Below are 25,967 nucleotides of genomic sequence, written 5' to 3'. Positions count from 1 at the left end.
AGATACATTTACTAAAAAAGAGATATACAATGAGACACTATAAATCATATATCACAATGGCGTTGGCGGCATGTACTTTGTTTTTCGTTTCCTGCAGCGATGAGTATATGGAGAGCATGAATACCGATCCTTCAAAGGCTGACACCATCGATCCTAACGCACAACTTACCACTGCCCAGCTTCATACCTATGGAGATTTGGAGGTGAGTGAAACTTACCGTAGTTATATTTATGCCTTCAATCAGCAGTTGATGGGCTGCTGGAATACCACGAACTATGGTGGCCGCCATACACTTGATCTTAACGAGATGGGGCATATCTGGCAGAACTACTATTTGAAAAATATCAAGGACCTTACCGATGCGCAGGCACGTACTATGGATGATGAAGAGAAGGTGAACATCAATGCGGCTGTCCGCATCTATCGTGTCTATCTAATGTCTCATCTTACTGATATTTATGGTGATGTACCTTACTTTGAAGCGGGAAAAGGCTTTATCGATGGTAAGTTCACGCCTAGATATGACACGCAAGAAGAGATATACAATGACTTTTTTGCGGAGCTCGACGCTGCCGTAACAGCTTTTGATGGTACCAAGGACCGCATCACCGGAGATGTCATTTATAACGGTGATATAAACAAATGGAAGAAGTTTGCCAATTCACTCCGCCTGCGTTATGCTATGCGTATCTCGGATGCCAACCCACAGAAGGCCCAAGAAGAGTTTGAAAAAGCTTTGGCTGCAGATGGTGGTATCATTGCCTCTGGTGCTGATGACGCACTGATTCCTTATTTGGATATTGCTTTTGACTTTGGTGGCGAAAGCTATTCCGACTATCGTCGCAACGCTTTATCACAGCGGCTGTATGGTAACGACCCTCGCAATAACCCCAGTTTTATCTGCTCTACTTTTTATAATCAGTTGTTCAATACTGGTGACCCTCGGTTCTTTGCTATCATACGGTTCTACTTTGACCAGATAATGAGTACAACCAGTACTGAAGGGCGCATTGATATCACTGAAGAGGTATTGGCTAAAAATATGGCGCATCCGCGCGATCCAGGTGCATTCTTCTATGAACCTTGGCCCGAAGCGTACGAGAGCGACCTTATAAAAGAATTGCAGGAAAGCAATCCTGCCATTGAAAAGATTTCCATGGATACAGAAACGGAACCCAAGTTGGCAAGTAACTTTCTTGAGGGTGAAAACCCGGGAGTGGTTATAACCTCGGCCGAAGTGGACTTCCTGCTGGCAGAAGCTGCTTTGAAAGGATGGAATGTGGCTGGCTCCGTAGAAGAGCATTATAGAAAAGGTGTACGTGCGGCTATGGACTTCTTGACGGACAATTACGGATGTGATAAAATAACTGATGAAGAGTTTGACAACTATATGGCCAATAACATCATTGGTTACACGGTAGAGCAGAAAAAGGCATCTATCAATACGCAGGCATGGATTCTGCATTTCACCAATCCGTTGGAGTGTTGGGCTAATTTGCGCCGTTCCAACTACCCACAGCTAAAGTCTCCTGCAGAGTATGGCTTCAGCCAGGTTCTTACTGGGGGGGCGGCTATCCCGGTCCGTCTGTGCTATCCTGTGCTGGAATCTTCATACAATAAGAAAAACTATGAGGAAGCGCTGGAGCGTATGGGAGGTAATAATAGCTGGAATACCCCTGTGTGGTGGGATAAAAATAATGTTCAATAATTTCTGTTCAACATCAAATTAACTATCAATATGAAAAAGATATATGTTATGCTGTTTGCCATATTGGCATTCAACGCCTTCTTGACAAGCTGCAGCGACGAAGAGCCGTTCTCTACGGCTACGCCCAATGATGAGCCTCGTATACTCGACCCTACCTTTCCGGATCGGGTTAATGGAAATCTGGCCACATTTGCCAATTTCAGTCGTGACGGCAAATTTTCGATGAAACTCACGGTGACTCCCGCGGACTATACTACCGTAACTTGGTTTGTGGATGGAGAAGAAGTGGCTACCGGTACTGAAATAGAAAAGGAATTTATGGCAGGAACTTATCACCTTAAAATAACAGCTACCACCACTGTTGGGAAATCCACTTACCGTGAGGGGCTTATCCAGGTAAATCCTTTAGCGGATGATCCCAGTGCCACTGAAGTGGCATTCGAACGTATTGTGGCTCCCGGTAATAAAGCTTGTCTTTACGGCGATAACCTGGATAAAGTGGAAAGCATTCTTATTGATGGGATGGCTGCCACGGATATTACTTTTGTGGAGTCGGAAGATGGCAATTATGTGGAATATACTGTGCCTGCCGGCTTGTCGGAGGGAGATTACCGGGTTATTTTTATCGATGCCGAAGGAAATGAATATGGCGCCAATAAAGTGAAAGTGACTAAAGGGGCTATGATTACAATGGGAGCCAACCGTGCTACCGTTGGTACGGCATGGATAATGACCGGTATTAATCTTGATGCTGTTGTCTCGGTTGCGGTAGCTGATGTGGAGGTAGTGGAATTTGCAGAGCAAACTGCCACTTCTCTCACGCTGATTTGCCCGGAACTGGCAGAAGGGGAATATACAGTGACTGGTAAGACCAAGACCGGTGAGAGTATACAGTTCTATGCCAATGGTGAAGTTACTACAGAACAGAAAGTTACTATCTCTTCTGAGAAAGCCCTATGGGAAGGCCATCATTATGTGTCTTGGGACAAAGCGGACGGTGATCCGAACAAATCGTTCAACCTGATTCCTCAAGAAGTGATGACTGCCCTTAAGCCGGGAACTATTTTGCGGGTGTATTATTCGATAGAGCCTACAGCAGAATATCATCAGATGCAACTTGCTACCGGTTGGTGGACAGGGCTGATGGATAAGATAGAATTCAGTGAAGATGGTGTTTACGAACTGATTATCACCCAAGAGGTTATTGACAAGATAAATGCTGAGGCCGGATTCCTTTGTGTGGGACACGGTTACTATGTCGACTTGGTAACAGTTCAATAATTTCTAATAAAGAGTGAAAAATGCATACTTACATTTTACGATTTTTTCTGCTGTTTGCTGCATCTGCCACAAATCTTAGTGCACAGATACCCATATATCAAAATCCTGATATGCCTATCGAAGTGCGCGTTGAGGATGCGTTAAGCCGTATGACACTTGAAGAAAAGGTGGCACTTTGCCATGCGCAGAGCAAGTTCTCATCGGCAGGGGTGCCCCGTTTGGGTATTCCAGAGTTGTGGATGAGTGATGGACCTCATGGAGTTCGCCATGAGTTTGAATGGAATACTTGGAATTATGCGGGTTGGACCAACGACTCTATTACGGCTTTTCCTGCTCTTACGGCTCTTGCCGCTACTTGGAATCCGGATATGGCTGCACGCTATGGCAAGGCTATTGGTGAGGAGGCACGTTATCGTAAGAAAGACGTATTGTTAGGTCCCGGTGTCAATATCTACCGTACTCCCCTTAATGGGCGTAACTTTGAGTATATGGGTGAAGACCCTTATCTTGCCGGTGTAATGGCGGTTCCTTATGTCAAGGAATTGCAAAAAAACGGTGTTGCTGCTTGTGTGAAGCATTTTGCATTGAACAACCAGGAGCAGTGGCGTGGTACCGTTGACGTTGAAGTGAGTGACCGTGCTCTTTACGAAATCTATTTGCCTGCTTTCAAACAGGCAATAGTGGAAGGGGGAGCATGGAGCGTCATGGGAGCTTATAACAAGTATCGTGGCCAGCATTGTTGTCATAATGCCCGTCTGCTCAATGATATTCTACGTGATGAATGGGGTTTTGACGGTTGTGTCATTACGGATTGGGGAGGAGCTCACGACACCAAAGAGGCTGCTCTTAATGGTCTTGACATCGAAATGGGGTCTTATACTAACGGATTGACTTCGGATAATAGCTTGGGGTATAATCTCTACTATTTGGCAGACCCCTATCTGGAGATGTTGAAGAAGGGGGAATTGCCGATGGCGTCAGTGGATGCGAAAGCGAGGAATATACTGCGTCTGATTTTCCGGACTTCATTGAATCAGAATAAGCCGTATGGTTCACTCTGTACCAAAGAACATTATGATGTGGCTAAAGTAATAGGTGACGAGTCCATCGTACTGTTGCGGAACAATGGCATTCTTCCATTACAAGCTGATAAGTATAACCGGATATTGGTGGTTGGTGACAATGCTGTCCGTAGACTTACGGATGGTGGCGGTTCGTCGGAATTGAAACCAAAAGATATGATTTCTCCACTTGATGCACTGCGTGCCCTATATGGTGATAAGATAGAATACACCCAGGGTTATGCATGTGGCCGTCCCTTTTTTGGTCATGAGGAGGAAATGCGGCAGACGGTGATAGACTCTTTGCGTGCTGAGGCTGTGGCAAAGGCACGGCAGGCAGATGTTGTTATCTATGTGGGAGGTTTGAATAAAAACGCTTTCCAGGATTGTGAATCTACTGACCGTAAGTCGTATAATTTACCTTTTTCTCAAAATGAATTGATAGAAGAGCTTGTTGCTGTCAATCCAAATCTTGTGATAGCCAATATCAGTGGCAATGCTTATGCTATGCCGTGGTTGCAGAAAGTGCCTGCAATCCTGCATATTTCTTATTTGGGGACTATGGGAGGAGCGTCGATTGCAGATGTTATCAGTGGTAAAGTGAATCCATCGGGTAAACTGCCTTATTCTTTCCCGGTGAAGTTAAGCGATTGTTCGGCGCACTTTTTTGGTGAAGAGGCTTATCCGGGTATCGATACTGGCAAGGACGATGTGTCTTTGACGGATTATCAGCGCAATGTCGGTGTCAATCCTAAAGAAGAATATAAAGATGATATTTTAGTAGGTTATCGTTGGCACGATACAAAGAAGATTCCGGTTCTTTTTAGTTTTGGGCATGGATTGAGTTACACTTCTTTCAAATACGGCAAGTCTCGGCTGTCATCGAAGACGATGGATGAAAAAGGAAGTATCAAGGTAACAGTACCTTTGACTAATACGGGTACGAAGATTGGTAAAGAAGTGGTACAACTTTATCTTGGAGATCCGGTGTGTAGCGTTGTCCGTCCATTGAAAGAGTTGAAGCATTTTACAAAAGTAGAGGTCGAACCTGATGAAACTGTTCAAGTGGAATTTGTTATCACTCCTGATGATTTGAAGTTTTTTGATGAGGCAAGCCATCGATGGATAGCTGAACCGGGAGTGTTCAATGTGTATGTCGGGACTTCATCTGCAGATGTTCGTTGCATGCACTCCTTTAAATATATATGTGATTGACGTAATAATTCAACGGCAATTAAACATATATGTGAAGAAAACGTACTGTCTTTTAGGCAGTACGTTGCATAATGAATCATTCTTTTGAAGTTTGAAATTTAATCAATATACTTATCTTTGTCTTTTGAATAGATAATTGCCTAATATGAAACCATGATGAAACAGAAACTTCTTTACCTTTTGCCACTCTTCCTATTGTCGGGATGCGGGCAGGCTACTTACAAGAATGCATCTCTGCCGGCAGAAGAGCGTGCCGGACTTTTGCTGAAGGAACTGACGCTCGAAGAGAAGGTGTCCTTGATGATGGACAGCTCCAAACCAGTGGAACGTCTGGGCATCAAGCCCTATAACTGGTGGAATGAAGCGTTGCATGGAGTGGCGCGTGCCGGGCTGGCCACAGTGTTTCCCCAACCGATTGGTATGGCGGCATCTTTCTCGCCGGAGACTGTATACGAGGTATTTACTGCTGTTTCTGATGAGGCCCGTGCCAAGAATGCCTACTATGCATCCCAGGAAAGCCATGAACGCTATCAAGGATTGACAATGTGGACGCCTACGGTGAACATCTACCGCGACCCTCGCTGGGGAAGGGGTATAGAGACTTATGGGGAAGACCCTTATCTGACCAGCCGTATGGGGGTGATGGTTGTAAAGGGTTTGCAGGGCACGAACGATGGAAAATATGACAAGCTGCATGCTTGTGCCAAGCACTTTGCCGTACACTCCGGTCCGGAATGGAACCGCCATGAGTTTAATGCGGAAAATATCAAGCCCCGTGATTTGTATGAAACTTATCTTCCTCCTTTCGAAGCTTTGGTGAAAGAAGGAAAAGTGAAGGAGGTGATGTGTGCCTACAACCGCTTTGAGGGTGATCCTTGTTGCGGTAGCGACCGCTTGCTGATGCAGATTTTGCGCGATGAGTGGGGATTTGACGGTATTGTTCTTTCGGACTGTGGAGCTATTGCCGATTTTTACAGAGATTATGGTCATAAGACGCATCCTGATGCAGAGTCCGCTTCGGCGGCTGCGGTGCTGAGTGGGACTGACTTGGAATGCGGTTCGAGTTACGAGGCCCTGGTAGAAGCGGTGAAGCAGGGAAAGATTGATGAAAAAGCAGTGGATGTAGCAGTCAAGCGCCTTTTGACGGCCCGCTTTGCCTTGGGTGAAATGGACGAGCCGGAGAAGGTGTCCTGGACCGGCATTCCTTTTTCTGTGGTGGCTTCTGCTGGACATGACTCTCTGGCGCTCGACATGGCGCGCAAGTCAATGACACTGCTTATGAACAAGGATAATTCCTTGCCGTTGAAGCGTGGAGGTCTGACTATAGCCGTGATGGGTCCGAATGCCAATGATTCTGTGATGCAATGGGGAAATTATAACGGTATGCCTCCGCACACAGTTACCATTCTGGACGGAATTAGAAAAGCTTTGAGGAGTGATGACCGGCTTATTTATGAACAAGGCTGCGGATGGGTGGAGAGAGCTCAGATACAGAGCGTCTTCAACCGTTGCAAGACTGCCGACGGGAAACCCGGATTTACTGCACGCTACTGGAATAACGTGACTCGTGACGGTGAGCCAGTCACTACTGCCCAAGTGACCACTCCTTTCCATTTCTGTACATCCGGTGCCACGGTTTTTGCTCCGGGTGTGAACCTTACCGACTTCTCGGCTACCTACAACAGCGTATTCACTCCCGACCAGTCGGGAGAGGTCGTTTTTGACATCTATGCTTATGGCTCAGGGAGATTGCGGATAAATGGAGAGGAAGTGAGAGGATTCTCTAATCAGCATGGTGGGCAGAAGAGTGCTTATACTTTGCAGGTACAAGCAGGAAAAACGTATGACGTTGAATTGGATTTTGAATATTTCCGTAGCGATGCACAGCTGGACTTTGACCTTGGATTTAAGAATGAAGTGGATGTGAAGAAATCTGTGGAGCGTGTAAAGGATGCTGATGTCGTGGTCTTTGTGGGAGGAGTCTCTCCGAACCTCGAAGGCGAGGAGATGGGCGTTGAGCTTCCCGGATTCAGAGGAGGCGACCGTACGGATATCGAGTTGCCTGCTGTCCAACGGGAACTGATTGCCGCCTTGCACCGTGCCGGCAAAAAGGTGGTGTTGGTGAACTGTTCGGGTTCTCCCATCGGCCTGGAGCCGGAAACCGAGAGGTGTGGAGCTATCCTGCAGGCTTGGTATCCCGGTCAGGCAGGTGGTACGGCTGTAGCCGAAGTATTGTTCGGTGATTACAATCCGGCAGGACGCTTGCCGGTGACCTTCTACCGTAATGTGTCACAGCTTCCGGATTTTGAGGATTATAACATGACGGGGCGGACTTACCGTTATATGACCCAGGAACCGCTTTTCCCCTTCGGTCATGGATTGAGCTATACCTCTTTCAGCTATGGCGCTGTGGTGCTTGGTTCGGATAATATAAAGTCCGGTGAGAAATTGAGATTGAGTGTTCCCGTAACCAATACCGGCAAATGTGACGGTGAAGAGGTTGTGCAGGTCTATTTGAAGAAAAACGATGATTTCGAAGGACCGAGCAAGGCATTGCGTGCTTTCAAGCGGGTACATATCCCGGCAGGAAAGACGGTCGATGTAGAGTTTGATTTGGGTGATAAAGAGTTAGTGTGGTGGAATTCGCAAAGCAATACCATGTGCGTTTCCGAAGGCAGTTATGAACTGATGGTGGGCGGTAGCTCGCAAACTGCTGATTTGCTGCGCCGGTCTTTTGTCATTCAGCCTTGATACATCACTGACAGAGTCAAAAAAAAGTTTTCCGCTTGAGGGTGAGTTATGACCCTCAAGCGGAATTTTTATATACTGGGAATACATGTTCTTAATAATCCTTAATACGATATGTTAACTTCCTTGTTTCTTTGTACTTCTCTAAATTTAATTGATATATTTGTGATATCATTATGATATCAATTAAATTTATAGAATATGGAAACAAAAGAGTGTGGTTTCAGTGGTTTCAAGATGAATGGCTTTCTGGCCTTGTTCCTTCATTTGGTAGTGCTTACGGCGGTGATAATCTTTGGATTTCTCATTTCTGTGCCTACCTTGATCCTTTCGGTGTGTCTGTGCCTGGTATGGTTCATTATGTTTGCCGGCTATATGGAGCTGGAGCCGAACGAGGCGCGTGCTATGGTGTTCTTTGGCAAATACAAGGGAACATTCAAAGAGACCGGTTTTTTCTGGGTAAACCCATTCCTTAATAAGAAGAAGCTTTCGCTTCGTGCACGCAACCTGGATGTGGAGCCGATAAAGGTGAACGATAAGATTGGTAATCCTATTCTCATAGGGCTGGTATTGGTGTGGAAGCTGAAGGACACCTATAAAGCCATGTTTGAGATTGATTCACAAACAATGGCTGCATCCGCTCCGACAGCGGGTAATGCCAACCAGGTGAGCCTTGGCAATGCGGTGGCCAACCGTATGAATGCGTTCGAGAACTTCGTCATGATACAGAGTGATGCCGCTCTTCGTCAGGTTGCCGGTCAGTATGCCTATGATGATAATGAGGCTGATACGGAAGAGTTGACACTTCGTTCGGGCGGTGAGGAAATCAATGAACAGCTGGAGCAGAAACTGAATGAACGCCTGGCCATGGCGGGTATGGAAGTGGTGGAAGCCCGCATCAACTATCTGGCGTATGCGCCCGAAATTGCCGCTGTGATGCTGCGTCGCCAGCAAGCATCTGCCATTATTACGGCACGCGAGAAGATTGTGGAAGGGGCAGTCTCTATGGTAAAAATGGCGCTCCATAAACTTTCTGAAGAAGAAATTGTTGAACTGGACGAAGACAAGAAAGCGGCAATGGTCAGCAATCTGTTGGTAGTGCTTTGTGCGGATGAGGCTGCTCAACCGGTAGTCAATACGGGAACGTTGAACCATTGATAAAGGATACGGATGAAAGAGATGGGGGTTATAGGACGATGGGCTCTTATACTGCTCTTGCTGGGCAATGTATATGGGGGCTTTGCACAAGATGCGAATACTGCGCGCGCGCAGCACATTTATGAATTGTTTGTGGCAGGGCAAGGTGACAGTATCCATGCGGCATTGAACCGGGAGTTGCAGGAGAAACTAGCTCCGGCACTCTTTAATGATTCTTTCCGGCAAGCAGAGAAAATGTTTGGTAAATCCATATCAAAAGGAGAATGGAAGACCGATTCTGTCCAGGGAATTACTATCTATTATTCCGATGTGGAATTTGAACGTTATAATCTCCGCTTTCTAGTGGCTTTTGATGCTGACGGGGCACTGAATACAATCAGGCTGGTCCCTGCTCCTGCTGTTAGCACTGCTCAACCGGTAGCCTATGATGAGACAAAAATGGATGAAAGGGATATTACGCTGGGAGCCGACGGTTACAAGCTTCCCGGAACGTTGACTTTGCCCAAGCGGGCAGTCGGCCCGGATGCATGCAGGGTTCCTTGTGTTATTTTGGTACATGGTTCCGGTCCTCACGACTGTGACGAGACGATAGGTCCCAACAAGCCTTTCCGTGACCTTGCTTGGGGATTGGCGGAACGCGGCATTGCTGTCGTCCGCTATGAAAAACGGACAAAGGTATATGGTGCGGCTTGCGTTCCTGCCGGTCGCGAACTCGATTATGATACTGAGGCCGTGGACGATGCCGTTGCCATAGTGGAGCAGGTAAGGGCTTTGCCCGAGCTGGCTCCTGACAGTGTGTATGTGTTGGGGCACAGCCTGGGAGGTACATTGGCTCCCCGTATTGCCGGGCGTTCGAAAGGTTTGGCAGGTATCATTATCCTTGCCGGGCTGGCAAGACCGCTTGAAGATGCTCTTGAGGAACAGTTTTATTATACCTCTTCTTTGACGGATTCTTCAGTCAATGTAAAGGCTCAACTTGATGAACTGAAACAACAGTTGGCTAATGTCAAAAAGCTTGGTACGGAAGAGTTTGATGAAACGATTTCCTTGCCATTGGGGCAGCCCCGCTCATATTGGCTGTTTGCCAATGCTTACAAACCGGTGGAAGTTGCCGCTAAACTAAAGCTGCCTATATTTGTTCTTCAAGGGGAGAGAGATTATCAGGTGACTATGGAAGACTTCGGTTTATGGCGTTCCGGTTTGTTGCGCTGCAAGAATGCATATTTCAAATCTTATCCGAAATTGAATCACTTGTTGCAGGAAGGCAGCGGCAAGGCGACTCCGTTTGAGTATAGCCATGCTTCGCCCGTCCCAGCATATGTTATGGATGACATTGCCTCCTTCGTGCGGGGCAAGCAGAATACTCTTTGATTGGTACTTGGTTATATCAAAGTAACTTCAATCGTAAATCGTAAATTGTTAAATAGTAAATAAATAGTGGCTAAAAAAGAAACTTCAACCAAAAGCTTTGTCCTCCGTGTGGATGCTGCAACGATGGATGCCATTGAAAAATGGGCAGCCGACGAGTTCCGTAGTACCAATGGACAGCTTCAGTGGATTATCGCTGAAGCATTGCGGAAGAGTGGGCGGATGAAGAAGTCCAAGAATCCTCCTCCGTCTGAAGAGAAAGCAGAGGAGGATTCGTAATAACAGATTCTAAATCGCAGATAGTATGATTAATCTTGGTCCTTATTCCGGCAAGAATTGCCCTAATGTCCGTTTTTAACCCACTGTGATTGACCGTATTCTGGAAGGTACGGCCCTGCTTATCGTGCTCGTTACGTGGATTACATTTACTGGCTGTATACCCAAAGAGAAGGTGCCCTGCTGCCCGCCGTCTGGGTGATGGGTGGCTGTTCCATTTTCTGTTTCCTTTTGATGGGGGGATTGGCGTATCTTCCCGTCCGTTTCATCAATTTCCCTATTCGGGTCACCGAGCGCAATGCGGCTGTTCAATATTTGTTTGCCATACGCCTTACCCGGGTGATGAACATCATTCTGTTGTTAGTGCTTTTGGGCAGTGTTTGGGGCTTGTATTATGCATTCGGCAAACTCCTGCTCCTTGTCTCGTTTGTTTTGTTGGGGGTGGCATTTATAGGGTACTATATACTGGCGTTTAAATATAAGTAGCCTTACAGTCTGTTTAATAGTCCTTTTTACCACTTACCCTCCTTTCTCATCTTTATTTGTTGTTATAAATCTGCCATTACCTACTAATGGTTACTCTTTCTCTTCTTTTCGTAATTTTTAGGTATTGTTCTCCTTTTTAACTACCTCTACCTTTGCCCCAATAAAATTTAAGATAAAAGATGAGAAAATTAACAGGCTTATTCGTTTTATGTTTTCTGCTTTCTGCCAATGCTTTGCAGGCTGCTGAACCTGAAAAAGTTACTTCTGCAGCAGAGAGTACGGAAATTTCAACAGACAAAGAGAAAAAGGAAAAAGTAGCGAATGATGGCGACAACTACAAGAAATTCCGTTTCGGTGGATACGGAGAAATGGTTGCAAGTTTTAAGGATTATGGTATTAACCGTTTCTATGGTGCGCCTGAAGGCAATCCAGACAAACATAGGAATACAATTTCTATACCCCGTTTCGTGTTGGCTCTGGATTACAAGTTCAATTCCAAATGGATACTCGGTGCTGAAATCGAGTTTGAATCCGGTGGTACGGGTACTGCTTATGAACTTGAGAATACGGAAAACGGTGAGTATGAAACGGAGGTGGAAAAGGGTGGCGAAGTGGCTATCGAGCAATTCCACATTACCCGTTTAATTGTTCCACAATTCAACATACGTGCCGGTCACATCATTGTCCCGGTAGGATTGACCAACGCCCATCATGAACCAATCAATTTCTTTGGAACTTATCGGCCAGAAGGAGAGACAACCATCCTTCCTTCTACGTGGCATGAAAACGGACTCGAGTTTTTTGGTTCTTTTGGAAAAGGATATGCCAGCTTTGATTATCAGGCCATGATAGTGGCCGGTCTGAATGCCAATGGTTTTGACCGTAACACCTGGATAGCAAGTGGCAAACAAGGCATCTTTGAAGAAGACAATTTTACTTCACCGGGCTATGTGGCTCGTTTGGACTATAAGGGGGTTCCGGGGTTGCGTATAGGTGCTTCGTTCTATTACTGCGCTGATGCCGGTTCCAATTCTGACAAAGCGGATACTTATTCGTCTACCGGTAAGATTCCGGTAAGAATCTATACGGCAGATGCCCAATACCGTAATAAATATGTGGTTGCCCGTGCCAATATGGTATACGGAAATTTGGGTAATTCAGCGAAGCTTAGTGAGGCAAATACCAAATTGTCGAATAAATCTCCTTACAGCCGTATAACCCCCATTGCAAAGAATGTAGTCAGTTATGCAGCCGAGGCCGGTTTGAATATCAGCGCTTTCTTCAAAGGAAACAGGAAAGTTCCGGTTATCTACCCCTTTGCACGTTATGAATATTATAATCCGCAAGAAAAGGGAGAGGCCAGCCAGATAATGGAGAAACGTTGTCAAGTAAGCATGTGGACTGCTGGATTGAATTGGTATGCCTTGCCTAATCTGGTGGTAAAGGCTGATTACACCACCCGCCAAATCGGAACAAACAAGGTTTTTGGAACTGGTAAGTATAATAGTGAAAATGAGTTTTCGATCGGTATTGCCTATATCGGTTGGTTTGTCAAGAAGTAGATGAATAGTAATCAATTAATTTTATACAAATGAAGAAAAATTTCTTTTATGCGACAGCTTTGGTATTAGGGCTGGCATTTACGGCTACTGCTTGTAGCGATGATGATGACAACAGTACAGTTAATCCTGCTGACATTGAGTATAATTCGGGGAATGCAGCAAGTTGGCACAACTACATGAGAAATGTGGCGGCTTTGTTGAAGACAGATGCCACCAATCTTTATGATTCTTGGAATACGAGTTATAAGGGTGGGGCAAGTTTTGCAACTTCCTTCAAAGCTCATAATGGTGCCTATAACTTTTCAAGTGCCTGGAACTGTATAGAGCAGGTTATCGACGGTTGTGTTGAAATCTCCAATGAGGTAGGTGAGACGAAGATTGGTGATCCATATAATAAATATATGGCAAACAATGTTACAGAGGCCCTCTATGCTGTTGAGTCATGGTATAGCTGGCATTCCCGTGATGATTATACCAATAATATTTACTCAATCCGCAATGCCTATTACGGCTCTTTGGACGGTAAGGTGAGCGACAAGTCAATTTCAAAATTGGTGGCTGGAGCCAATGCGGAGTTGGATACGAAAGTGTCGGCAGCTATCACTACGGCAGCATCGGCTATTCAGGCTATTCCCCAACCTTTCCGTAATAATATCAACAGTCAGGAAACGGTAGCGGCTATCAAGGCTTGTGAAGAACTGGAAAGTGTATTGGATAAGGAGTTGAAACCTTATATCAGGGACAATAGCACCATTAACAGCAATGAAGCACTTGACCCGATTGTTGAAAATTATGTCAATGTTGTGGTTTTGCCTACCTATAAGGATTTGAAGGAGAAGAATAGTACGCTGTATGACGCTGTGGTGGCTCTTGCCAACAATCCCTCTAACAGTGCTTTTGAGACGGCATGCAATGCTTGGATAACAGCCCGTGAACCTTGGGAGGAAAGTGAGGCGTTCCTATTTGGGCCGGTGGATGAGCTGGGGCTTGACCCGAATATGGATAGTTGGCCTTTGGACCAGAACGCCATTGTCCAGATTCTGAATTCCCAGAAATGGGGCGATTTGGAATGGAGCGAGGGTGATGATGATGCAAAAGTTGAATCTGCCCAAAATGTACGCGGATTCCATACTTTAGAATTCCTGCTTTTCAAGGATGGCAAGCCTCGTACAGTTAAATAAGAATTATTTATAAACAATACTCAAGAAGTAAAGGGGGGGATTTGGAGAATCCTGCCTTTACTTCTTTGGCATGTTTGGATATGCCATTATTAAAAAGTAGATAAAGATGATGAATCATTTAATGAGATATTCATGTCTTCTCCTTTGTTTGTCGGCAGGTTTGACTGCTTGTGATGATGATGGGATTGACGTGTTGGATATAGAGATTCCTGAAGGATACGCTCTGTCTGCCGGAACGTCCACAATCTTCATGAATTCATCCAAGGCCTATGATTCACCGGCAGATTGGGTGTCGGGTGTTTACAACAGTCGCTTTAATGATGGTGACGGGCTTTACGATGATGTGCGTACGAGTAGCAATGGCATGGGAGGGGGGCTTGGCCCAGTCTATGCGGGGTATTCTTGTGGCAGTTGTCATCGTAATGCCGGCCGTACCAAACCGACGCTGTGGAGTGAAGGCGGATCGGGTAGTTACGGGTTTTCCTCGATGCTGGTTTATATAAGCCGCAAGAATGGTGCGTTTTTTCAGGATTATGGCCGTGTTCTCCATGACCAGGCCATTTATGGAGTGAAACCGGAGGGAAAGCTTTCTGTGGAGTATACTTATGAGACTTTTACCTTTCCCGACGGAGAGAAGTATGAACTTTGCAGACCGGCTTATTCCATATCCGAATGGTATGCTGACAGTATAAAGCCTGAAGATATGTTCTGTACGGTGCGTATCCCGTTGAGACATGTCGGTATGGGGCAAATGATGGCTTTGGAACCTACGGAGATTGAAGCGCTTGCTGCAAAAAGTAATTATCCGGAGTATGGTATAAGTGGCCGTTGCAATTACATTACCGAACGTGGTGTGAGAAGCTTGGGGCTGTCGGGAAATAAGGCTCAACATGCGGATTTGACTGTTGAACTTGGTTTTTCAAGTGATATGGGTGTTACCAATAGCCGCTATCCGGAAGAGATATGCGAGGGGCAGGCCCAGGTGAATCAAGGCAGCATGATGGGGCTTTCTTATGCCCAGTTGGATGTTTCTACAGAAGATATGGAAGATGTTGACTTGTATATGCAGAGTCTTGGTGTTCCTGCACGGCGTAATGTGAATGACCCGCAGGTGATAAGGGGAGAACAGAATTTCTATAAAGCCAAGTGCCATCTTTGCCATGTCACCACGTTGCATACCAAGCCTCGGGGCTCCGTGCTGTTGAACGGTACCCGTTTGCCATGGTTGGGAAGTCAGACAATTCACCCCTATTCGGATTTTTTGCTGCATGATATGGGCTCCGAAATTATGGGAGTCGGTCTGAATGATAACTATGTAAGTGGGTTGGCGCGTGGCAATGAATGGCGCACTACTCCGCTTTGGGGTATCGGGCTTCAGGAAAAGGTAAACGGACATACCTACTTCTTGCACGATGGCCGTGCCCGCAATCTTGTTGAAGCCATAATGTGGCATGGGGGAGAGGGAGAAGCATCGAAAAATCTCTTTAAGAACATGAGCAAGGATGACCGTGATGCCCTGATTGCATTTTTAAATTCACTTTAGAACTAATAAGCTTTATATAAAAAGTAATTATGAAGAAATTTTTATATGTCGCCATGCTGGCTGTTTTGCCTTTGACCGCTATGGCGCAACATGAGGAAGATACGGAGAATGGTGTAGTGTCATTGGCCGGAAGAGAAGGTTTTACCATTGAAACAAAGAAAGGTGACTTTGTTTTCAAGCCTTATCTGTTGGTACAAACGAGTGCTAATTTCAATTGGTATGATGATGAAGGCTTGGATAAGGCTTATAACCAAGATAATATTGCCAATTCGGGTTTTTCCATTCCTTATGCCGTACTTGGCTTTACTGGCAAGGCTTTTGGAAAAGTGGCTTTCAATCTGTCCATCAATGCTGCTGCAAGTGGAGGAGCGCTGTTACAGCAGGCGTGGTTCGATGTACAGCTGAAAAAACAATTTGCGATTCGTGTCGGAAAGTTCAAGACTCCATTCTCGCATGCCTATCTGACAACTCTTGGCGAAACACTGCTTCCCCAGTTGCCGGTTTCTCTGACGTCTTCTGTAATTTTGCCTTATTCGTTGAATGCCGTGACGCCTAATATCGGTACGGGATTTGACCTGGGTGTTGAAGTTCACGGTCTGGTGGCAGATAAGTTCGGTTATGAAGTCGGCTTGTTCAATGGAACCGGAGCTTCCGTGAATACAGCTTCAAAGACGATGAGTGATGACTGGCATATCCCTTCATTGCTGTATACCGGACGTCTGACTTATATGCCCAAGGGGGTGATGCCTTCCACACAAGGTAATCCTAACCGTTTGAACGAGGATAAGATATTATTCGGTCTTTCGGGTTCTATCAATGTGGAGAGTGAAAATGAGAGTACCAATGATACCCGTGTGGGGTTGGAATTTGCTATGTTGAAGAACAAGCTCTATCTGGCGGCTGAAGCTTATTATATGAATGTAGGTTTCACCAAACGGCAAAAGATAAATGAATCGTATAGCTTTTTAGGCGGTTATGTGCAAGGTGGTTACTTTGTCGCTCCCCGCCTACAGCTTGCCGCACGCTACGATATCTTCAATCGTAACGGTACGGATGACGACGGTTTCCTGAATATGCCTGCTGTAGGTATGAACTACTTTTTCAGAGGATGCAACTTGAAATTGCAGGCAATGTATCAGTATGTAGCCCGTTGGGGACACGACACGCAGCTCGACCGTGATAATGATAATTTAGGTCTGGCCACTCACTCTGCCACGGTGATGCTTCAATATACATTCTAAATGAAGTCAGGAAAGGATTCGTCTATGAAAAAATACATTCTTTTCTTTTTTCTGCCCGTGCTTCTTATAGGTCTGCATGCATGCGATGAGGGGAGAATTTATGAGAATGCCGTTGTGGCCACGGGTGAAGGACGCACAGTGAAGATGACAGGCCGGATTAGTGGTGTGGATAAGTGGTCGGGCGACTATAGTGTGGTAGTGGCAGGATTTGATGATGAAAGCGATTATGCCATTGTTTCAAAGGTTGTTCCGGCATCCGAATCGGATAATGATGAAATCCAGTTGACAATGTCCGGCATAACGGATGAGGTGACAACTGTCGAGCTATGTGTAATCAATAAGTTGAGGAAGCGCATTGTCAGTTTGGTGGCAATGGAATGTACTGAAATCGCTGATACTATACTTATGGATGCAGGAACAGTTGATGCAAGTATGTACAATGCCATTCAACAAAAAATATTCAATGCCACTTGTACGGCTTGCCATGGTCTTAGCACCACTCCGGGTGGTGGCTTGAATCTGCTGGAAGGACATAGCCATGCTGATCTGGTCAACCGGGCTTCAACGACGGTGGACGGTAAAATGAGGGTTATGCCCGGTAATGCGTCAGAAAGTGTCTTGCATCTCATATTGGGTACGGACATCAGCTCGGATTGGCGTATAGACCATTCTCAGATGATAACCTCATCTGATATGCAGTCTTTGATTGGCAACTGGATTGACGATGGTGCACAGCCGTAATAATGATGGGCCTTACTGGTAATACCGGTACTTTTTTGAACAACAACGACTAATTGATATTTAATATGAAAAATAAACAACAACAAACTAATCAATTGGAGAATACCTTAACCGAAATCTTTAAATATGAGGTAGAAGCGGGTGTTTCGGAATATCATGTAATGATTCATGCCACCAGACCGGAAGCGACTTATGAAGAACAGCTGAATGCGGTGGTCGACACTTACTGCCAACTGCGTGAAAGTGAACTACAAGGTGCTGTTGCCATCTTTAAACGCTACTTTCTAAGTGACGCCGCCAATCAAGCAGATATGCTACTGGCGCTTTCGGCAGAATGTTCGGATTGTGCACTCTCCGTGGTAGAGCAGCCGCCGTTGAACGGTACAAAGATTGCACTGTGGGTCTATCTGCAGAAAGGTGTGGAAACACAGGTGCTTCATAACGGATTGTTCGAAGTGAGACATGGCGCCTACCGTCACCTTTGGGGAGGCGGCTCTTTCAATCGTGCTGCCAATTCGGAATACCAGACCCGTCTGCTGTTGAATGACTATGTGATGCAGCTGATGGAACAGGGCTGTAAGCTGGCTGATAATTGCATACGTACCTGGTTCTTTGTACAGAACGTGGATGTGAATTATGCCGGAGTGGTGAAGGCGCGTAATGAGGTGTTTGTTACCCAGGACTTGACGGAGAAGACTCATTATATTTCCAGTACCGGTATCGGTGGCCGTCATGCCGACCCAAAAGTGACGGTTCAGATGGATACTTATGCTGTAGATGGTTTGAAATCTGAACAAATTCACTACCTTTACGCACCGACACATCTGAATCCCACATACGAATACGGTGTGAGTTTCGAGCGAGGTACGTATGTGGATTATGGCGACCGTCGCCAGGTGTTTATTTCGGGTACTGCGAGCATCAATAATAAAGGTGAGGTGGTATGTCCCGGAGACATTCGCAAGCAGACGGAACGTATGTGGGAGAATGTGGAGGCTTTGTTGAAAGAGGCTGGCTGTACGTTTGATGATTTAGGACAGATGATTGTTTATCTGCGGGATGTTGCAGACTATACCGTGGTCAAAGGAATGTATGACGAGCGTTTTCCGGATACTCCGAGAGTGTTTGTATATGCTCCCGTATGTCGTCCGGGTTGGCTGATAGAGATGGAATGTATGGGAGTCAAGTCTTTAGAAAACAAGGAGTTTGCTCCATATTGATTTTTTTACTTTTAATTGATAGCTCTTAATTGAAAAAGTTTCTCATAGCTGTTTATGGTTGTTTGCTGCTCTTACTTGCTGCAACTACGTTTGTAGAGCAGACATACAGTACGGATTTTGTAGAAAAGCATGTTTATCATACGATTTGGTTCTGTTGTTTGTGGGGAGCCCTTGCTGCGATGACTGTTGTTGTGCTTGTAAGACAGCGGTTGTGGCGGCGTCTCCCGACGTTGTTGTTGCATGGCTCCTTCCTCGTGATTTTGGCGGGAGCCATGACTACGTTTCTTTGTGGCCGAAAAGGATATGTGCATCTTACTGTCGGCAGTGAGGTGAACTGCTTTTTGGAACAAGACGGCAGGCAGGTTGTAGAGTTACCGTTCACCTTACGTCTGGACAGTTTCCGGATTGAGTACTATCCGGGTACGGATGCTCCTGCAGATTATATCAGCTATATTCACGGTGAGACGCCCGTCTCCATGAACCGTATTCTTTCACGGCAGGGGTTCCGCTTTTATCAGTCTTCCTTTGATGAGGATATGCAGGGGAGCTGGCTGACAGTGAATTATGACCCGTGGGGGATAGGGGTTACCTATAGTGGATACCTCTTGTTAGGTGTCTCCATGCTCTGGATGCTGGTCAGCCGGGGTGGAGAGTTCCGCAGGCTGCTGAGGCATCCGTTGTTGAAGAAGGGAGGAATGTTTGTTCTATTGTTGCTGTGTCTGGGAAGTGGGGTACATGCGCAGAAGAGAAGCCTTCCGGCACTGGCACGCAAGCAGGCGGATAGTCTCGCCCGTAAGCAGGTGATTTATAATGACCGTGTGGTTCCTTTCAATACCCTTGCGCGCGATTTTGTACTGAAACTGACGGGAAAACCGTCTTATGGAGGCATGACGCCGGAGCAGGTGATTGGTGGATGGCTTCTGCGTCCGGAAGTTTGGCAGAATGAGCCGATGATTTATATCAAAAACGAGGCACTCCGTCGCCTGCTTCATTTGGAGACACCCTATGCATGTCTGGCTGATTTGTTCGACGGTGAGAAGTATCGCTTGCAGAAGTTCTGGAAGGGGAAGCAAGACCATCATCAGAAAATGACTTCTCTGGAAAAGGCCATTGTAGAGGCGGATGAAAAGGTGGGACTGATTTTGATGCTCCAAAATGGTACATTGATTCGTCCTTTGCCGGAAGACGGGAGTGTGGAGCCTGTTTCCGATACTAAAATACAAGCCGAATTGCTGTATAACCGTATTCCTTTCAGCAAATTACTGTTCATGTTCAACCTTACGGTGGGGATGCTGGCTTTCTTCCGTCTGCTGTATCGCGGCCTGCGTCGTTCGTCGGCATTGTCAGACTCTTCCGGTAGGATTGTAGCGCTCTCTTTCTCTTCGCGTTTGGCAGATACTTTTTTCCCGTTTTCTCTTTATGCGGCGTTTCTCTTTCAGCTCTTCGGGTATGGCCTGAGGTGGTACATCGGTGGGCGAATACCGTTGGGCAACGGATACGAAACGATGCAGTTCATGGCATTGTGTGCGCTGTTCCTGGCTTGTCTGTTTCGGCGGCGCTTCCCGTTTATGGTGCCTTTCGGCTTTTTGCTGTCCGGTTTTGCCTTGCTAGTGTCTTATTTGGGACAGATGAATCCCCAAATCACTCCCTTGATGCCCGTGCTTGTTTCTCCATGGCTCAGTACGCATGTGTCGTTGATAATGATGTCTTATGCTTTGTTTGCCTTTATGATGCTGAACGGCATACTGGCATTGTGTCTTCGCCGTTCAGCCCGGATGTTGATGCTGCTCGGCCGATTGCTGCTTTATCCTGCCGTTTTCTTTTTGGGAGCCGGTATTTTTCTGGGTGCGGTTTGGGCCAATGCTTCTTGGGGGCGATATTGGGCTTGGGACCCGAAGGAAGTATGGGCGCTGATTACCTTTATGGTTTATGGAGCGGCGTTCCATGCGCGCAGCCTGCGCATTTTCCGCAGGCCGTTATTCTTCCACATCTATATGATTGTCGCTTTTCTGACAGTCCTGATGACCTATTTTGGGGTGAACTACATCCTTGGAGGAATGCATAGCTATGCCAATGCTTGATTTGCGGGTGGTTCTACCTATTTATAATGACTGGCTTTTTTCATTATACCTAATTTGAGCGATTGCGTACTGTCTGCCGATGCCTTATCTTTGCAACATCAGATTTGAATGAATTAGTTAGTCATAATTACGTAACCACTTTTATGAAGATAAAAGGATCCCCACTTTCCGATGTGATATCGTGAAGTGGGGATTTGTGTATGGCGTGGCGGATACTGTGGGCAAGGTTGGTTAAGGCTACTTGTCAGACTGCTTGAGTCATAGCATGGGGAGGGCTGACATAGGGGATGAGCTTTGTCTTCAGCCTGAAGATGCACATCTCTATGCTGAAGATATACATCTTTACGCTAAAGATGTATATCGCCAGTCACAAGATAAACCTTAATCAATAGCCAGAGGCCTTTTCCCGTATGGGGGAGAATACTTTTGCAAGGGATTCATCCGTTTTTTCCCTATAGGCCGTAGTGGGTAGGGAAACAGTTGCCGGAAGAACCTTATAGAGAGTCCTTGATGTCTCCCAATTCCACTAGCTTGTTCACAATAGCGTAGATGGTAAGCCCTGCCGGAGAATGTATCTGCAGTTTGCGTGCAATGTTACGGCGATGGGTAATGACAGTATGAATGGAGAGGTAGAGTTTGTCGGCGATGGCTTTGTTGGTCATGCCCTTCACAACGCAGGTGATGATTTCTTTTTCGCGCTGGCTCAGGGTTTCTTGTTCGCTGTCTTTTTCCTCTTCCTCCTCGGTGTGCAGCAAGTGGTTGATTTTGGAGGTGATGACATCTATGTCATCGCACATGGCGAAGTTCTCGTCATATTCCTTCAATATGTTGTTGTCGATGACGGAGCATACCATAGCAATGTACTTGATGCCGGATTTTCCGTGTTCTGCCTTGAAGGCGGGCAGGTCGAACCAGCCACCGAAAGTGGGGTTGATGATGATAATGTCTGCCGGATGCATGTGAATGTAGTTTTGCAGCGATTCCGGAGAAGAAACTTCAATAGGGTGTGCATTCAAGTTGGGAATACGCTTCAAAACAGCCGTCAGACCACTTCGGATGATGACCGAAGTTTCTGCAATGACAATCTTCAAAGAAGTATTATTGTTCATTTTTCAGTTTCCTTTCTATTTGCGCTACGGCGGGAACAAACATATAATCTTCTACCTGGCAGTGGGTGGCAAGGTCTTGTTCGCAGTTGAATATATCGAACAAGACCGCATTTAGGAGATTGTTGTTCTCCTTTTCCGGGTAGTATTTGATGATGATGTTCTTCAGTTCTTTCAGTTTGGTGTCTATCTGATTATGTTTGCTGGCAAAAGTGGCGATGTTGTATTCGTCCGATAGTCTGCCCTGGAGCAAGTGCTCTACGTAGGTGAATACGGCCTGGTTTTCATATTCCATGTGGCGGCGTACCTCCTTGGCATATTCATCGAAGAACTTCAGGATGAGGTAGGCTACATCGTTTGTACTGGAACAATCGATGGCTTCGATGAGTTTGCGGCGGATGGCCGGCAGGTTGAAGTCGAGGAAATACGTGTGGGCACGCTTCAGATAATCCATAAGGGCGGGAATGGAAAAGTCACTTTCATTGCCGCTGTAAGAGTATTGTTCTTCGCTGATAAAGTTGGCTACGGCGAGGAATGTGGGGCAATCGATGCCTTGCGCTTCGCAGACGTCCTTCACGTTCTTGTCTCCGAATCCTAATGACAGTCCGAAGCGGCTCATCACCATTAACAAGGAGTAATTGTCACAGATGAGGTCGCTCATTTTGTCCGTGGAGCGGTACTTATGTTGCTCATTCATTGTGTGTTATTGTTTTTAATTCTCTGATTCGTGCGCAAAGTAACGGCTTTTATCCGAGAACTGCAATCACTATTAGTAGGTATTTTGCTTGTCGGGAGATGGTTGGAGAGTGGTGTTTGCCGGATAAACTAAAAGCTTTAGTTTTATTTAACGAGAGAAATTAGTTTTTGAACTAAATAATTTAGTTATTTGCGGAAAACAAAGAATGTTATGAAAGGATTGACTGCAAAAGAAGAAGAAATCATGGGCTTTTTCTGGGGAAAAGGACCCTTGTTTGTGAAGGAAATGCTGGCATTCTATGAAGAGCCGAAACCCCATTTCAATACTTTGTCCACCATTGTGAGGGGATTGGAGGATAAGGGATTCCTAAGCCATCATGCATATGGTAACACCTATCAGTATTATGCGGTGGTCAGCGAGGAGGATTTTCGCAAGCGGACACTGAAGAATGTTATCAGTAAATATTTCAATAATTCCTATCTCAGTGCAGTGTCGTCTTTGGTGAGGGAAGAAGATATATCTTTGGAAGAACTGAAACTGTTGATACAGGAGGTGGAAAAGGGAAAGGATTGAGGTAATTGAAAATCTAATAACTCTTGCTTATGAAAAACATCGGATTGGTTTGTTGGTTGCTGGTGAGTATTTGCTGCGGATTGCAAGCAAAGAAAATTGTAAAGACTCCCTATTTCATGGCTTGTAATACGCGTAGCATCGAAGTGGAGCGAGTGACGCTTGGAAAAGATACGACCTGGCTGGCGGTAAGGCTTTATGGTATGCAGGGCGATAAGGTCAGGATTGATTCGACAGCTGTGTTGCGGGCATCCGGAAAGGATTACGGATATTTGGGAAATACCGGTTTTGCCAGGGATGAGTGGACGCATATTCCCGCTTCCGGTGAAATGGTTGCTGTTTTGAAGTTTAGTCCGCTTCCGATGGATACTGAGAGCTTTGATTTCGTAGAGATGCCGGGTAGTGATGAAGGATGGATAATTTATGGTATACAGCTCAACGGAGAGAAACCTCGGGTGGATATTCCCGAACGTTTGCGGAATAAGAAACCGGATGAGGTTTTGCCATTGCCCGGACCGGAACTGAATGTGGGAAAGACTGTCATAAAGGGGCGGATATTGGGGTATAAACCAGAGTATGGAGTGACGTTACGCTACTATGACTCGCCTTGGTTCTTCATGTATTTCACCGGTAAGGACTTGAAGATAGCGGAGGATGGCACGTTCCGCTATGAGACGGAGGTGCTGTTGCCGAGCGGTGCTACGCTGTGGATATCCCGTTCGAAAATAGAATTGTTTCTCGTTCCGGGTGGAGAACTGGATGTCACAATCAATCTGCCTGAAATATTCTATTCGCAAAGCCGTCTTTTAAGCCGGAAAAGGGATGGTGTAACGGATAGCCGTGTTTGGTTTGAAGGAGACTATGCCGGTCTGAATACCGAGTTGCTGCGGTTCGGTGAAATGAAAAGCTTATCGGGAACTGATGATTTTTATGCAGATATTTGTGGGATGACTCCGCAGGCATATAAAAAGTATCTGTTCGGGCATTATGAAGATGTGCAAAAGAAACTTGTAAAAAACAAGGATATGAGCCAGGCTTGCCGTACTTATATCCGGGCAAATCTGGATATGAATCTGTTCAGCCTTATCTATAATTACAAGAGTAACCTTAGTTATGCCCCGATGTTTTCGGGCAGGAAGGGGGTGAAAAGGGCGGACATGACGGTTGACAGTACCTCATACTTCAAGGAAATACTGCAACTGGATATTCTGCATACCCCCGAACAGAAATATTACAATTATTATACGGACTTTGTGAAGACCGCTACCGGAAATCTCCGGGATAAGTTTGTGCAAGACCCTCTTTGGCCGGACATGCTTCTTGCCGGGCGTGCTTCCCGTAATCTGAGCAAGTACATGCCTTTGACTGAGGAAGAGTGTCGGACGGTGGACAGCATCGCTTCTCCCGACCTCAGGCAATTGTTCCTGATGAGAAACGGGAGGATTGAAGCCGAACTGAAATCAGAGTTGGAAGCTACTAAGGGAAAGACCGGATATAAGATTGTTGAGGTGGAAAAGGAGGTAGCGGCAGACAGTTTGTTGCAGGTCATTACTCGTCCTTATCGTGGCAAGGTGGTACTGGTGGATATGTGGAACACCTGGTGTGGCCCTTGTATGCGGGCCATGAAAAGCCTGAAACCGTTGAAAGAGGAGCTGAAAGAGGTGGTTTATCTATATATTGCCGACGAAACATCTCCTGAAGGAAAATGGAAAGTAACGATACCGGATATACCCGGTATTCACTGTCGCATTAGCAATGAGCAAAGTACGGCATTGGCAAAGCTGTACGAATATCCGGGTATCCCGACCTATTTCGTCGTGAACCGTGAAGGAGATATCTCCTACAAAGCAACCGGATTTCCCGGAGTGGAGATACTACGGAATGAACTGACCAAGTAACTGTAAATAGTAAATCGTAAATCCTTAAATAGTAAATAACTCCATGGGTCTGTTTTTTGTTTATATACTCAAATCTTCTGTTTGCCTGGCGATATTCTATCTGTTTTATCGCTTGTTGCTGGCACGCGAGACGTTTCATCGTTTCAACCGTTTTTCATTGTTGGGCATTTTGCTGTTGTCCTGCCTATTGCCTTTGGTAGAGGTAAGTGTGAAGCAGGAGACGGAAGTGCACCAGACGATGCTGACATTGGAACAGTTGCTGATGATGGCGGATGCAGTGAATGCCACTGAGGCCGGAGCAAGTGCTGAAACGGCAACAGTCACCTGGATACAAGTGGCGCTGCTTGTCTATCTGGCAGGAATCGTTTTCTTTGCCTTCCGCAACGTATGTTCGTTGGTACGGTTACTGATGTTGCTGAAATCGGGTAAAAAAGAGGATATCGGCAGCTACTTACCGAGCAGAAAGGAACGTGTCACTCTGATTGTGCACAATCGTGACATAGCTCCGTTCAGTTGGATGGGATATATTGTCATTTCACGGAAAGACTTGGAGGAGAACGGACGGGAAATCCTTATCCATGAGCTTGCTCATATCCATAACCGCCATTCCTGGGACTTGCTGGTAGCCGATGTCTGCATTTTCTTCCAGTGGTTCAATCCGGCATCATGGCTACTGAAGCAGGAGCTGCAGAATATCCATGAGTTTGAAGCGGATGAAACGGTAATAAAGGAAGGTGTGGACGCAAAACAGTATCAACTATTATTAATCCTCAAATCCGCAACTAAGCTCTTCAGCGTCCTTCTTGCGTCTAAACGTCCTCTCAT

At 46.0% G+C, this 25,967-nt stretch carries 20 protein-coding genes; 18 read left to right on the top strand and 2 right to left on the bottom strand.

All coding sequences use genetic code 11. The features are described from left to right. The first annotated feature begins 29 nt into the window (after window positions 1-29). The 15 genes from DWY57_RS18625 to ccsA all read left to right on the top strand — a co-directional run bounded on the left by DWY57_RS18625 (window position 30) and on the right by ccsA (window position 20,871). Window positions 30-1,709 carry a SusD/RagB family nutrient-binding outer membrane lipoprotein gene (locus tag DWY57_RS18625; RefSeq protein WP_022401737.1) on the top strand — a complete coding sequence of 560 codons (1,680 nt, stop codon included), beginning with the start codon at window positions 30-32 and terminating at the stop codon, window positions 1,707-1,709. A 30-nt stretch (window positions 1,710-1,739) separates the two neighbouring features. After that, on the top strand, window positions 1,740-2,990 hold the full coding sequence (locus tag DWY57_RS18620; protein ID WP_119962245.1) for a hypothetical protein: 1,251 nt from the start codon (window positions 1,740-1,742) through the stop codon (window positions 2,988-2,990). A gap of 20 nt (window positions 2,991-3,010) precedes the next feature. Further along, window positions 3,011-5,266, top strand: a complete 2,256-nt coding sequence (locus tag DWY57_RS18615; protein WP_119962244.1) for a glycoside hydrolase family 3 C-terminal domain-containing protein — start codon at window positions 3,011-3,013, stop codon at window positions 5,264-5,266. A 156-nt stretch (window positions 5,267-5,422) separates the two neighbouring features. Continuing rightward, window positions 5,423-8,017 (top strand): xylan 1,4-beta-xylosidase, encoded by a 2,595-nt coding sequence (gene xyl3A / locus DWY57_RS18610; RefSeq protein WP_119962260.1) that lies wholly within the window; start codon window positions 5,423-5,425, stop codon window positions 8,015-8,017. A 198-nt stretch (window positions 8,018-8,215) separates the two neighbouring features. Then, window positions 8,216-9,172 (top strand): SPFH domain-containing protein, encoded by a 957-nt coding sequence (locus DWY57_RS18605; protein WP_016272575.1) that lies wholly within the window; start codon window positions 8,216-8,218, stop codon window positions 9,170-9,172. A 12-nt stretch (window positions 9,173-9,184) separates the two neighbouring features. Further along, window positions 9,185-10,543: an alpha/beta fold hydrolase gene (locus tag DWY57_RS18600; RefSeq protein ID WP_119962243.1), complete on the top strand. Its 1,359-nt coding sequence runs from the start codon at window positions 9,185-9,187 to the stop codon at window positions 10,541-10,543. A 66-nt stretch (window positions 10,544-10,609) separates the two neighbouring features. After that, complete coding sequence (locus DWY57_RS18595; protein WP_005835322.1) at window positions 10,610-10,819, top strand: hypothetical protein; 210 nt, start codon at window positions 10,610-10,612, stop codon at window positions 10,817-10,819. A 135-nt stretch (window positions 10,820-10,954) separates the two neighbouring features. After that, entirely contained in the window at window positions 10,955-11,302 is a 348-nt protein-coding gene (locus DWY57_RS18590; protein ID WP_227186378.1) for a hypothetical protein, read from the top strand. Window positions 11,303-11,481: 179 nt separating this feature from the next. After that, window positions 11,482-12,864 carry a hypothetical protein gene (locus DWY57_RS18585; protein WP_005823799.1) on the top strand — a complete coding sequence of 461 codons (1,383 nt, stop codon included), beginning with the start codon at window positions 11,482-11,484 and terminating at the stop codon, window positions 12,862-12,864. A 29-nt stretch (window positions 12,865-12,893) separates the two neighbouring features. Then, window positions 12,894-14,045 (top strand): imelysin family protein, encoded by a 1,152-nt coding sequence (locus DWY57_RS18580; protein ID WP_117680609.1) that lies wholly within the window; start codon window positions 12,894-12,896, stop codon window positions 14,043-14,045. A gap of 109 nt (window positions 14,046-14,154) precedes the next feature. After that, window positions 14,155-15,588, top strand: coding sequence for a di-heme oxidoredictase family protein (locus tag DWY57_RS18575; RefSeq protein ID WP_034523352.1), 1,434 nt, complete (start codon window positions 14,155-14,157; stop codon window positions 15,586-15,588). A gap of 29 nt (window positions 15,589-15,617) precedes the next feature. After that, window positions 15,618-16,829 (top strand): porin, encoded by a 1,212-nt coding sequence (locus DWY57_RS18570; RefSeq protein ID WP_119962242.1) that lies wholly within the window; start codon window positions 15,618-15,620, stop codon window positions 16,827-16,829. 24 nt (window positions 16,830-16,853) lie between these two features. Continuing rightward, window positions 16,854-17,570, top strand: a complete 717-nt coding sequence (locus DWY57_RS18565) for a hypothetical protein (RefSeq protein WP_008665536.1) — start codon at window positions 16,854-16,856, stop codon at window positions 17,568-17,570. Between the two features lie 65 nt (window positions 17,571-17,635). Further along, window positions 17,636-18,790 (top strand): Rid family hydrolase, encoded by a 1,155-nt coding sequence (locus tag DWY57_RS18560; protein WP_005835334.1) that lies wholly within the window; start codon window positions 17,636-17,638, stop codon window positions 18,788-18,790. A gap of 29 nt (window positions 18,791-18,819) precedes the next feature. Further along, entirely contained in the window at window positions 18,820-20,871 is a 2,052-nt protein-coding gene (gene ccsA, locus DWY57_RS18555) for a cytochrome c biogenesis protein CcsA (RefSeq protein ID WP_119962241.1), read from the top strand. A gap of 494 nt (window positions 20,872-21,365) precedes the next feature. On the opposite strand, the gene DWY57_RS18550 is transcribed toward ccsA, so the two are convergent. Then, complete coding sequence (locus DWY57_RS18550) at window positions 21,366-21,980, bottom strand: LuxR C-terminal-related transcriptional regulator (protein WP_005835337.1); 615 nt, start codon at window positions 21,978-21,980, stop codon at window positions 21,366-21,368. Then, window positions 21,970-22,674 carry a hemerythrin domain-containing protein gene (locus DWY57_RS18545; RefSeq protein WP_119962240.1) on the bottom strand — a complete coding sequence of 235 codons (705 nt, stop codon included), beginning with the start codon at window positions 22,672-22,674 and terminating at the stop codon, window positions 21,970-21,972. Before DWY57_RS18545 ends, DWY57_RS18550 begins: the two co-directional genes overlap by 11 nt. Window positions 22,675-22,884: 210 nt before the next feature. Here DWY57_RS18545 and DWY57_RS18540 point away from each other — a divergent pair, with 210 nt between their 5' ends. From DWY57_RS18540 to DWY57_RS18530, 3 genes are all read left to right on the top strand, one after another. Further along, the gene (locus DWY57_RS18540; protein WP_117599411.1) at window positions 22,885-23,247 is read left to right on the top strand and encodes a BlaI/MecI/CopY family transcriptional regulator; all 363 of its coding nucleotides are present in this window, start codon (window positions 22,885-22,887) and stop codon (window positions 23,245-23,247) included. Between the two features lie 29 nt (window positions 23,248-23,276). Next, window positions 23,277-25,142, top strand: coding sequence for a TlpA disulfide reductase family protein (locus tag DWY57_RS18535; RefSeq protein WP_117599412.1), 1,866 nt, complete (start codon window positions 23,277-23,279; stop codon window positions 25,140-25,142). A 43-nt stretch (window positions 25,143-25,185) separates the two neighbouring features. Then, a partial coding sequence (locus tag DWY57_RS18530) for a M56 family metallopeptidase (RefSeq protein WP_133302466.1) occupies window positions 25,186-25,967 on the top strand: 782 nt, incomplete at its 3' end.

It is taken from the genome of Bacteroides sp. AF25-5LB, assembly GCF_003602965.1.
Taxonomy (GTDB): domain Bacteria; phylum Bacteroidota; class Bacteroidia; order Bacteroidales; family Bacteroidaceae; genus Bacteroides; species Bacteroides uniformis.
This window is presented reverse-complemented; position numbering and strand designations above follow the sequence as displayed.